Raw genomic sequence first — 10,815 nt, 5'->3', positions numbered from 1 at the left:
TCGCTTGTTATCGATATCGCCGGTGACGGCAGTATACAGATGAATATCCAGGAACTTGCCACGGCAGTCCAGCACAAACTCCCCGTGAAGGTCGTCATACTGAATAACGGATACCTCGGGATGGTAAGGCAGTGGCAGGAATTGTTCTACGAGAAACGCTACACGTGGACATGTCTGCCCTGCCCTGATTTCGTGAAGGTCGCAGAGGCATATGGCGCTGCCGGTTACAGGATAGACAAAGAAGAGGATGTTGACAGGGTGCTCAAAGAGGCATTCCGGAACAACCAACCGACCTTCATCGACGTCCACGTTAATCCGGAAGAGTGCGTCTATCCGATGGTTCCCGCGGGGGCTTCGCTCAAAGAGATGCTTCTCGTTTAGGAGGAAACCTTGAAACACATCATATCAGTTCTCGTCGAGAACGAATTCGGAGTACTTTCGAGGATCTCCGGCCTGTTCAGTGGAAGGGGGTTCAACATCGAGAGCCTCTGTGTAGCTGAGACCCTGGACCCTACGATCTCAACCATGACCGTCGTAACAACGGGGGACGATGCGATCATTGAACAGATATTGAAACAGCTCAACAAGCTGATCAACGTCATAAAGGTTATTGATTTCAGGGATACAGACTATGTCTCCAGGGAGATGGTGCTTGTAAAGGTGAATGCCGATGAAAAAACGCGGGAGGAGATCCTGCGGATGGTAGAGATCTTCCGGGGAAAGATCATCGACGTCTCTCAGAAGACATATACGATTATGATTACCGGCGACGAAGAAAAACTGAAGGCCTTTTTAGCCCTCGTCAGGCCGCTGGGTATTAAAGAACTTGTCAGGACCGGGCCAATCGCCATGGCACGAGGCGACAGGACCATAAAGATGAAGGAAAAACAGCCAAAAGGAGGAAACGAAGATGGCTAAGATGTATTATGACCGTGATGCAGATCTGGGTGTATTGAAAGGGAAAAAGGTCGCTATCATCGGGTATGGAAGTCAGGGACACGCACAGGCACAGAACCTGCGCGACAGCGGTGTCAATGTTATCGTTGCCGAGCTGGAAGGAACACCGAATTACAAGCTCGCAGTGAGCCATAAATTCAAACCTGTAAGTGCAGCGAAGGCAGCGAAAGAAGCGGACATTATCCAGATCCTTGCGCAGGACAACGTTCAGGCCCAGTTATATAAAACCGAGATCAAGGATAACCTGAAAAAGGGCAACACGCTCGTCTTTTCTCATGGCTTCAATATCCACTATAACCAGATAGTCCCGCCCCCGGATATTGACGTCATCATGATAGCCCCCAAGGGCCCGGGTCACCTCGTCCGGAGGGAATACGAACGGGGCGCCGGCGTACCCTCACTGATCGCCGTCTACCAGGACTATACAAAAAAAGCGAAGAAAACAGCACTTGCCTACGCAAAAGGCATCGGCGCCACCAGGGCCGGCGTTATTGAAACGAGCTTCAAGGAAGAAACGGAGACAGACCTCTTCGGGGAGCAGGCAGTACTGTGCGGCGGCGCTACAGAGCTCGTCAAGGCAGGATTTGACACCCTCGTTGAGGCCGGCTACCAGCCCGAGATCGCCTACTTTGAATGTCTCCATGAGCTGAAGCTGATCGTAGACCTCATGTACGAGGGCGGCATGTCATACATGCGGTATTCGATAAGCGACACCGCCGAATACGGCGATATGACGCGGGGACGCAGGGTCGTCTCCGAAGAGACCAGGGAAGAGATGAGGGCCATACTTGATGAGATCGTAAGCGGCGAGTTTGCGAGGGAATGGATCCTCGAGAACATGGCGGGCAGACCTGTCTATAATGCCTTAAAGAAGATAGAAGGCGAACACCTTGTTGAAAAGGTTGGGAAGGAACTTCGTTCAATGATGGGGTGGATCGGGAGAAAAGATTGAGAGAAAGTCCAATTGCAAGGGAAGGGGTGAAGCTTATTCTCCCCTCCCTTGTCCTCTCTATCCTCCTCCTTATCGTCCACGCGTATATCATATTCTCCATAGTATTCCTCTTTTTCATCTTCTGTCTCTTCTTTTTCCGGAATCCAAGGCGTTTTTCCGCCGAATTGGACAATGTACTTCTCTCGCCTGCAGACGGCAAGGTAATGGGCATTGAAGAGATAATGGAAAAGGAATTCATCAACGATACAATGCGGAGGGTAAGCATCTTTATGTCCCCTGCCGATGTCCATGTAAACAGGGCCCCCTGCGAAGGCCGGATCGCAAAAATGCTCCACAGACCCGGCGAATTTGCCCTCGCGTTCAGAAAGGATATCGATAAAGACAATGAACGGAATTATATCCTCATAGAACATCATAACGAGAGGTTTCTGCTTGTACAGATCGCGGGCTTCCTCGCGCGGAGGATCATTGCCTACGTTAAAGAAGGCGACCATGTCAACAGGGGGGATACGGTAGGGATGATAGCCTTTGGCTCGCGGGTTGATATTTATTTTCCAAATCACTATGAAACTGTGGTAGAATTACACCAGAAGGTAAAAGCTGGAATAACACCTTTGGCACAAAAAAAGGGGGAAATATGAAACGGAGAAAAGGCAAAGGCATCTATATACTGCCGAATCTTCTTACCTCAATAAGCCTCTTTGCGGGTTTTTATTCTATCGTTGCAACAATTGACAGGAAATTTACCTATGCCGCCATAGCGATCTTCATCTCCTGCGTCTTCGATATGCTTGACGGCAGAGTTGCGCGTATGACGAAATCAAGCAGCAGATTCGGCGTTGAGTATGATTCGCTCTCTGACCTTGTTGCATTCGGGGTAGCCCCCGGGCTTCTTGTGTATATATGGGCATTGAAAAGCTACGGAAGGTTCGGATGGCTCGCGGCATTCCTGTTTGTCGCCTGCGGTGCCTTGAGGCTTGCGCGGTTCAACGTGCAGGTTGACACTGTTCAGAAAAAACATTTTCTCGGTCTGCCCATACCCGCAGCGGCGGCAACCATAGCAGGCAGCGTGCTCTTTTACTCCTGGCTTGGATACATGAGCGGGTTCAAGACAGTTCTTATGCCTATCCTTATATATATCCTCGCATTTCTAATGGTCAGCGAGGTCCGCTATTACAGTTTCAAGGAGATGGGTTTTTTCAAGGGCAAGCCCTTCCGTTCAACCGTAACTGCTATCATGGTCCTTGTAATCGTGTTCATTGAGCCGCAGTTGACCCTCTTCGCGGCAACCTTTGCCTATGTCCTCTCAGGACCTGTATATACTCTTGCGAAGAGAAAAAAGATTATTCTCGAGGACGCTGTTGCCCATTCGAGAGAAAATCAAGCAGAGCAAGGTGGTCATCGATAACGGCATCTGCTTCTAATCCGCTGCCTTTATAGGCGATAAAATGCACTCCCGACGCAAGTGCTGTCTCTCTGTCGACCTCGGAATCTCCTACATAAACTATATTATGCCTGTCCAGGTTGAACGCCTGTATGATCTTTTCCACGCCTTCCGGATGCGGTTTGGGGGTTGTCACATCAAGGGCCGTTACAACCATCTCGAAGTATGGCGACAGCCCGTATTGCTCCATGACATAGGGCATGGAGGTCGTTCTGTTCGTGTTGATCGCCCGTTTTATCCCCCTCTCCTTTAATCTTGCAAGGGTTTCAAGGAGGTGGGGCTCCATCTTGAGGTAGACAATAAAATCCTTGAAATTTATCTCTTTCTTTAACAACTCCACTGCCCTTTTTTCAAGCGCTTCACTCCCCCGGGACATATAGCGGAGCGAGTCATAGACCGTATGGGTATGACAGTATTGCAGTTCATGCTCTTTCAGTGGTTCCCGCCCCATCGACAGGGCAATTTGGCGGTATAGCCTTCCGTTCGCTTCAAGCGAATCGAACAGAACACCATCGCAATCGTAGATAACGCAATCGATCTGCCATTTCTTGATCTTTTTTTCCATATCCTGCCAGCCCGCCTTTACTTTTCGTTAAAATTACTTTTGTCCATTCTACCACACATTGCCCTAAACATAAACCCGGCCCATGGCAAATCCTAAATCCGAATATCGCAAGGTTCAATCCTGACGAAGGAGGGACAATCCTAAACAAATTCAAATGTTCAAAATTCAAAACGTGCGTTGAAGGGCTTTTGTTTAGAACATTTGATATTTGCGTTTTGATATTGTTTAGGATTTGGTGCTTCGATATTCGTGTTTGCATTATGCTTCGTACTTCGATATTTGGTTATTTAAAATTTATAGTTTTAAATCGCCCAAGATATGTTACAATGGTATGACTAAACCGAGGAGGTGTTCATGATAAGTGTTTCCGTTCCCGGATGGGGTGAACTTGAGATCGAATATCTTGTGCTTGATTATAATGGAACATGCGCATTTAACGGGAAGCTTAAAGAAGGCGTAAAAGAGATGCTGGAAAAGATATCCAGATATATAAAGATCTTCATTATCACTTCAGATACATATGATAATGTTGACCGCGAAATAAATGTTATGGGTTTCAACGTATTAAAAGTAAAAAAAGAAGAGAGCGGCACTGAGAAGGCAAAGATAGTGAGAGAGCTTGGTCCTGAAAAGGTTGTAGCAATAGGGAACGGCGCAAACGATGCCATAATGCTCAGAGAAGCATCACTTGGGATTGGGGTGATCGGCGAAGAAGGATGCGCCACTTCGCTCATCAAAGAAGCTGATTTTGTTGTCCCGGATATTATTGACGCCTTAAGCATCATCCTCCATCCGGAGAGAATTGTTGCAACGTTGAGAGAATAAATCAAAGGCAGCAGTCAGCCATCAGCGCACAGCGTTCAGCGGAAATCAACAGATACTCAAAAAAGCTGGTAGCTGACGGCTGGTAGCTGACGGCTGAAGCAAGTCATGATCGGTAATCTCCTTAAAAAGATAGTCGGTACAAAAAATGAGAGGGAACTGAAGAGGATTCAGCCTATCATCGAAACGGTGAACGGCCTCGAAGAAGAGATCAAACAATGCACCGACGACGAACTGAGGGCAAAAACCCCCTACTTTAAAGAAAGACTCGGGCGGGGAGAAGATCCCGATTCCATTTTGCCTGAGGCATTTGCTGTTGTCCGTGAAACGGCAAGACGCATGATCAATATGCGCCATTTTGATGTCCAGCTCATCGGCGGTGTCGTTCTCCACGAAGGGAAGATCGCCGAGATGGCGACAGGTGAAGGTAAGACGCTCGTTGCAACCCTTCCTGTATACCTTAATTCACTGACAGGGCTCGGCGTCCACGTCATTACTGTCAATGATTACCTCGCCAAAAGGGATGCCGAATGGATGGGTCCTGTTTACAAATTCCTCGGCCTCTCCGTGGGTGTCATAGTCCACGACCTGGACGACAGCACGAGGAAAACGGCCTATGGAAGCGATGTAACATACGGCACCAACAATGAGTTCGGGTTTGATTACCTGAGAGATAACATGCGCTATTCCCTTGAGGAATGTGTTCAGCGCGAATTCAACTACGCCATCGTTGACGAGGTTGACAGCATCCTCATTGACGAGGCGCGTACACCACTCATCATCTCCGGTCCTGCCGAGGAATCGACAGATAAATATTACAAGATAAACAGGCTCATCTACCAGCTCAAGAGAGACAAAGATTTTATGGTCGACGAGAAGGCAAAGACGGCCTATCTCACTGAAGACGGCGTTGCGAAGATAGAAAGGCTCATCAATGTAGACAACCTCTACGATCCGAAATATGTGGATTTCCTCCACCACATAAACCAGGCCCTTAAGGCACACCACCTCTTCCAGCGAGACGTGGACTACATCGTGAAGGACGGGCAGGTCATCATTGTCGACGAATTCACCGGCAGGCTCATGCCCGGGAGGCGTTTCAGTGAAGGGCTTCACCAGGGACTGGAGGCAAAAGAGAATGTCAAGATCGAACGGGAGAACCAGACGCTCGCGACGGTTACCTTCCAGAACTATTTCAGGATGTATAAAAAACTCGCCGGCATGACCGGCACTGCCGATACTGAGGCCCTGGAGTTTAAAAAGATCTATAACCTCGATGTACTGGTAATACCTACCAACAGACAGCTTATCCGGACAAACTACACCGATGTCATATACAGGACGGAAAAAGAAAAATTCAGGGCTGCCGTGAGTGAGATCGAGGAACTCTACAAAAAAGGTAAACCAATGCTCGTCGGCACTCTCTCCATTGAAAAGTCAGAGAGATTATCGGAGATGCTGAAAAGGAAAGGCATCCCCCACCATATACTCAACGCAAAGAACCACGAACGGGAAGCGGAGATCGTTGCGCAGGCAGGAAGGTCGAAGGCTGTGACCCTGTCCACCAATATGGCTGGAAGGGGAACAGACATACTCCTCGGTGGAAACCCTGAATTCCTTGCCCTGAACATGAGCAAGGGGCAAAAAGGAACGGAAGAATATGACAGGGCGCTGGAAGAGGCAAAGAAGATCTGTGAGAAGGACAAACGGGAAGTCATCGCTCTCGGGGGACTGCACATAATCGGCACTGAGAGACACGAGTCACGGAGGATCGATAACCAGTTGCGGGGGCGCTCAGGCAGGCAGGGCGATCCCGGATCCTCAAGGTTCTATGTGTCCCTCGAAGACGAGATAATGAGGCTTTTCGGCTCCGACAAGGTATCGCCTATCCTTGCGAAACTCGGCATGGCAGAGGACGTCCCCATAGAACATCCATTTATTACAAAGGCCATCGAGAACGCCCAGACACGGGTCGAAGGCCACAACTTCGAGATCCGTAAATATCTCCTCGAATATGACAACGTGATGAACAAGCAAAGGGAGACAATCTACGGCATGAGACGGGAGGTCATGAAGGGCGGCGACCTGAAGGACCGTATCCTCGACATGATCGAAGAGATATGCGAAAACCTCGTATATGAATACGCACCCGAAAAGGTCTATCCCGAAGAATGGGACCTCGTGTCATTAAAGAACAGGATCTTTGAGACCTTCTTCTTCCACATAGACTTTGGTTCTATAGACCTGAAAGACAGCACAAGAGAAGGTCTTCTTGACATGGTGATCGAAAAGGTCCTCGAAGTGTACGAAAACAAGACAAAAGAATTCGGTGAAGATGAACTCCGGGCAGTAGAATATTTCATCACATTGAATTCACTCGATACACACTGGAAAGAACACCTTCTCGGTCTTGATCATCTGAAAGAAGGCATCGGCCTTCGGGGCTACGGTCAGAAAGACCCTCTCAGGGAATACCAGAGGGAAAGCTTCGAACTGTTCCTCGATATGCTCGAAAGGGTCAAATACGATACGGTCCGGAAAGTATTTGCCATACAGCCCGCGAGAGAAGCTCCCACACAGGCGGAGCCTGCGATGTTCTTCAACAAGAATGCTTCACCTTCCCTTGAAGGAAAGGACAGGAAAGACAGGAAGATCGGGAGAAATGATCCCTGTCCGTGCGGCAGCGGGAAAAAGTATAAGAAATGCTGCGGAAGATAAACCGGAGGTTGAGAGGTTAAGAAGATAAGAGGGTGTGTCTTGCCTAACCTCTGCTCCTCTTACCTTCTTAACTTCATGTCTTATAGCGGGAGGTGTTATGATCAGCGGGATTGAGTTTGCGGGTATATCATCGGGCATCAAACCATCAGGGCTTGATCTGGGGCTTGTCTTTTTCAGGGAAGGGATGAATGTCTTTACGCTCTATACGAGAAACAAGGTCAAGGCAGCCCACATCCTTTACAATAAAAAGATGGGTGCAAGGCCGATACGGGCCCTTCTCGTCAACAGCGGTTGCGCAAACGCCTGCACGGGGAAGGAAGGCACAGATGACCTGAGCGCCGTTGCCGGACAACTTGCACCCTTACTCAAGATCAGACCCGCCGAACTTCTCTTTGCGTCAACAGGCGTTATAGGGAAAAGACTCCCTGCCGATACCATTATCCGTTCGCTCCCGTTACTTGCGCAAAATCTGAAAGATACACACATCGATGTCTTCTCGCGTGCTATCATGACAACCGATACCTATCCGAAGGTCATCAAAGAAACGTTCAGGGGGAAAAAAGAATACAGCGTCATAGGTGTAGCAAAGGGCTCAGGTATGATAAACCCCCTTTTCGCGACGATGCTCGCCTTTGTTTTTACCGATTACCCTGTCCCGCCTGCCGCACTGAAGCGGTCATTCGTCCATTCTGTGAAGGAAAGCTTTGAGCGGATAACTGTCGATGGCGAATGCAGTACAAACGATACGGTGATGCTCTTTACGAAAAGAGGTCCTGAAGATCCACGGGGGATTGCCGGGTTCAAAGAGGCGCTGCTGTCGGTAATGCAGAATCTTTCAATGATGATAGTGAAAGACGGGGAAGGGGCAACACGGGTAGCCCACATAATTGTCAACGGCGCGAAGAAAAAAGAGATAGCCGAAAAGATAGCGCGGAGGATAGCCATATCGCCGTTGACAAAGACAGCGTTCTTCGGATGTGATCCGAACTGGGGAAGGATCATCGCGGCGGCAGGCGATGCGGATGTGCCTGTTGCGCCGTCAAAGATAGATATCATCCTCCAGGGGGAACAGATAGTAAAGAACGGCGTGGAAGTCCCCTTTGACGAACAGACATTAAAAAAGATGATGAACAAAAAGGATATCAGCGTCATCGTAAATCTCAACGACGGCAAGGCGTCCTTCGACATCTACACCACAGACCTCACCTATGACTACATAAAGATCAACGCATCATACAGAACGTAGCTGAGAGCGGAGAGCTGAGAGCGGAGAGTGAAGAGACGAACGCATAGAGCATAGCGTATAGCGAAAAATCATAGCTCATCGGAAATCCTAAATCCGAATATCTAAATCCTGAACAAGCACAAATGTTCCAATGTTCAAAACAGTTAAATACAATAAGTGTGTCATTGCGAGCACAGCGCGGCGTTTTGTCATTGCGAGCCCGCAGGGCGTGGCAATCCCATCCGCTGAGATCGCCACGTCGCTTCGCTCCTCGCGATGACAACACGTTTTGAACATTTGATATTTGAATTTTGATATTGTTTAGAGATTGGTGCTTAGGATTTCGTGCTTGCTATCAGCTTTCAGCAGTTAACTCTCCGCTCTCAGCCCTCTGCTCTCCGCTGCTCTTTCCGTTGTCTTTTCACTTCATATGCCGATATGGCGAAGCTCGTTGCCACATTGAGGGAAGGGAAACCTGCCGGCGTGGGGATCTTCACGAGGGCATCGCACCTTTCTATGGTAAGCCTCCGAAGCCCGTCTTCACCCCCAAAGACGAGACAAACAGGTCCTTTCAGATCTATCTCCCACAAAGGGGCTGTTCCTTTCTCATCGAGGGCGTAGCAGAAGACACCCTTGTCCTTCATCTCACCGATAAACCTGGCGAGATTGACAACACGGACAATCTTCACGTGTTCCACGGCGCCACGGGCAATATTCGTAACGGTCTCGGTTATACCGCAGGAGCGGTCCTTCGGAAGGATCACGGCCTCAACACCGAGGCATGCGGCGCTCCTGACAATATTCCCCAGGTTCTGCGGGTCATAGACACCATCAAGTGCACAGAAAAAGGGCTTCTTCACAGTATCGATACCCCTGATAAGCTCATCGGGATCGGTATAGGAGATCTCGTCCCTCTCGAGACAGATATGGAATTTTCCTTCTTTGAATCTCCTCGTGAAGGCCTCTTTCGGAAGTATCTTGAATTGGACACCCTTCAGTTTTGCTTCTTTGATATATTCCCCGGATGTCCTCTCGTAACCTGCTTCTATCCAGAGCTTCCGAACCTTTTCGGGGTGTTCCCTGAGGGTTTCGAGTATGCTGTTCCTATTTGTGAGAAAGGACATGCTTTATATCCTCGCTGATCTTTGCCAGCAGTTGTTGCGGGTTCTTGCTGTCCCGTACCGCCCTGCCGAGGACTATGTATGTGGCTCCTTTCTGGATAGCCTCTACCGGCGTAATGGTCCTTTTCTGGTCATCCTTCTTTTCTTCAATCCTTACGCCGGGCGTAAGTATAATGAAGTCTTTCCCGCACAGGCTGCGTATCATCTCTATCTCGCTCCCGCCGGCGACCACACCATCAAGGCCTGCCTCCTTTGCGAGGAGGGCAAGTTTTTTCGTCAATTCATAGACCGGTATCTCGATCCCCATCCGTTGCAGTTCCTGGTCATCGATGCTCGTGAGCACGGTGACTCCAATAATCCTGGGTCTCCGCACATGAAGATTTTTTGCGGCATCATGGAGGGCAGCCTTCGCCTCTTTCATCATGGTAAAACCACCGGTTGTATGGACATTCAGTATATCAACACCAAGCTTTGCGGCTTCTATGGCCGCCTTTGCTACGGTATTTGGTATATCGTGGTATTTCAGGTCTAAAAACACCTTCGATTTTTTCAATTTGATGAAGTCAACGATCTTAGGACCGCAATGGGTAAAAAGCTGCTTGCCGACCTTGAACATCCCCACGTGGTCTTTGAATTCCATAACAAGCTTCTGAGCCTCCTGGAAATGCTCTACGTCAAGGGCGAATACCAATTTTTCCTTCGGGTCCATCGATCCTCCTTATTTTAAAACCAGCTATCAACTAACAGCAATCAGCTACCCCTCTTTATTTTAACGAGTTATCGCGTGTATTCTTATCGCAAAAGAATTGACAATGAATATCCTATCCATTAAAAATATGTCAGTGGAAAAAGAAGGTCTATCCGACATCCTGCTTCTCTGCGTCGCGGCTATATGGGGAATCAATTTTGTTGCTGTAAAATTTCTCCTCACAGAGATTTCCCCTGTTAACCTTATATTGTTCCGATTCATCGCGGGGAGCATATTTTTATTCTTTCTACTCCTTTTTTTTG

At 48.6% G+C, this 10,815-nt stretch carries 12 protein-coding genes; 9 read left to right on the top strand and 3 right to left on the bottom strand.

Annotation, left to right across the window (positions count from 1 at the left end):
* From PHU49_09485 to pssA, 5 genes are all read left to right on the top strand, one after another.
* A partial coding sequence (locus PHU49_09485) for a thiamine pyrophosphate-dependent enzyme (protein MDD5244236.1) occupies window positions 1-381 on the top strand: 381 nt, incomplete at its 5' end.
* Between the two features lie 9 nt (window positions 382-390).
* Window positions 391-918 (top strand): acetolactate synthase small subunit, encoded by a 528-nt coding sequence (gene ilvN / locus PHU49_09480; protein MDD5244235.1) that lies wholly within the window; start codon window positions 391-393, stop codon window positions 916-918.
* Window positions 911-1,909, top strand: coding sequence for a ketol-acid reductoisomerase (ilvC, locus tag PHU49_09475; GenBank protein ID MDD5244234.1), 999 nt, complete (start codon window positions 911-913; stop codon window positions 1,907-1,909). Before ilvN ends, ilvC begins: the two co-directional genes overlap by 8 nt.
* Entirely contained in the window at window positions 1,906-2,550 is a 645-nt protein-coding gene (locus tag PHU49_09470) for a phosphatidylserine decarboxylase family protein (protein MDD5244233.1), read from the top strand. The genes ilvC and PHU49_09470 overlap by 4 nt, the downstream gene beginning before the upstream one ends.
* Window positions 2,547-3,317, top strand: coding sequence for a CDP-diacylglycerol--serine O-phosphatidyltransferase (gene pssA, locus PHU49_09465; GenBank protein MDD5244232.1), 771 nt, complete (start codon window positions 2,547-2,549; stop codon window positions 3,315-3,317). Before PHU49_09470 ends, pssA begins: the two co-directional genes overlap by 4 nt.
* Here pssA and PHU49_09460 read toward each other — a convergent pair.
* Window positions 3,253-3,918 (bottom strand): HAD hydrolase-like protein, encoded by a 666-nt coding sequence (locus PHU49_09460; GenBank protein MDD5244231.1) that lies wholly within the window; start codon window positions 3,916-3,918, stop codon window positions 3,253-3,255. The two genes, pssA and PHU49_09460, sit on opposite strands and share 65 nt — an antisense overlap.
* A gap of 354 nt (window positions 3,919-4,272) precedes the next feature.
* Here PHU49_09460 and PHU49_09455 point away from each other — a divergent pair, with 354 nt between their 5' ends.
* The 3 genes from PHU49_09455 to argJ all read left to right on the top strand — a co-directional run bounded on the left by PHU49_09455 (window position 4,273) and on the right by argJ (window position 8,704).
* Window positions 4,273-4,743, top strand: a complete 471-nt coding sequence (locus tag PHU49_09455) for an HAD family hydrolase (GenBank protein ID MDD5244230.1) — start codon at window positions 4,273-4,275, stop codon at window positions 4,741-4,743.
* A 105-nt stretch (window positions 4,744-4,848) separates the two neighbouring features.
* Window positions 4,849-7,458 (top strand): preprotein translocase subunit SecA, encoded by a 2,610-nt coding sequence (gene secA, locus PHU49_09450; protein ID MDD5244229.1) that lies wholly within the window; start codon window positions 4,849-4,851, stop codon window positions 7,456-7,458.
* A 97-nt stretch (window positions 7,459-7,555) separates the two neighbouring features.
* Complete coding sequence (gene argJ, locus PHU49_09445) at window positions 7,556-8,704, top strand: bifunctional glutamate N-acetyltransferase/amino-acid acetyltransferase ArgJ (protein MDD5244228.1); 1,149 nt, start codon at window positions 7,556-7,558, stop codon at window positions 8,702-8,704.
* Between the two features lie 362 nt (window positions 8,705-9,066).
* Here argJ and rlmB read toward each other — a convergent pair whose 3' ends face one another.
* Window positions 9,067-9,807: a 23S rRNA (guanosine(2251)-2'-O)-methyltransferase RlmB gene (gene rlmB, locus PHU49_09440; GenBank protein ID MDD5244227.1), complete on the bottom strand. Its 741-nt coding sequence runs from the start codon at window positions 9,805-9,807 to the stop codon at window positions 9,067-9,069.
* On the bottom strand, window positions 9,788-10,513 hold the full coding sequence (gene pyrF, locus PHU49_09435) for an orotidine-5'-phosphate decarboxylase (GenBank protein MDD5244226.1): 726 nt from the start codon (window positions 10,511-10,513) through the stop codon (window positions 9,788-9,790). Before pyrF ends, rlmB begins: the two co-directional genes overlap by 20 nt.
* A 103-nt stretch (window positions 10,514-10,616) precedes the next feature.
* Here pyrF and PHU49_09430 point away from each other — a divergent pair.
* Window positions 10,617-10,815 (top strand): EamA family transporter (locus tag PHU49_09430; GenBank protein ID MDD5244225.1); only part of this gene is annotated, 199 nt, incomplete at its 3' end.

The sequence above is a fragment of the Syntrophorhabdaceae bacterium genome (assembly GCA_028713955.1).
Lineage (GTDB): Bacteria > Desulfobacterota > Syntrophorhabdia > Syntrophorhabdales > Syntrophorhabdaceae > UBA5609.
Note: the sequence above shows the minus strand (reverse complement) of the source record. Positions and strands in the feature narration are given on the sequence as shown.

What these genes read in the sequence shown, in the direction of transcription:
- ilvC (MDD5244234.1), top strand. Translation starts at nt 911, where the DNA reads ATGGCTAAGATGTATTATGACCGTGATGCAGATCTGGGTGTATTGAAA.
- PHU49_09460 (MDD5244231.1), bottom strand. Translation starts at nt 3,918, where the DNA reads ATGGAAAAAAAGATCAAGAAATGGCAGATCGATTGCGTTATCTACGAT.
- pssA (MDD5244232.1), top strand. Translation starts at nt 2,547, where the DNA reads ATGAAACGGAGAAAAGGCAAAGGCATCTATATACTGCCGAATCTTCTT.
- rlmB (MDD5244227.1), bottom strand. Translation starts at nt 9,807, where the DNA reads ATGTCCTTTCTCACAAATAGGAACAGCATACTCGAAACCCTCAGGGAA.
- secA (MDD5244229.1), top strand. Translation starts at nt 4,849, where the DNA reads ATGATCGGTAATCTCCTTAAAAAGATAGTCGGTACAAAAAATGAGAGG.
- argJ (MDD5244228.1), top strand. Translation starts at nt 7,556, where the DNA reads ATGATCAGCGGGATTGAGTTTGCGGGTATATCATCGGGCATCAAACCA.
- PHU49_09455 (MDD5244230.1), top strand. Translation starts at nt 4,273, where the DNA reads ATGATAAGTGTTTCCGTTCCCGGATGGGGTGAACTTGAGATCGAATAT.
- pyrF (MDD5244226.1), bottom strand. Translation starts at nt 10,513, where the DNA reads ATGGACCCGAAGGAAAAATTGGTATTCGCCCTTGACGTAGAGCATTTC.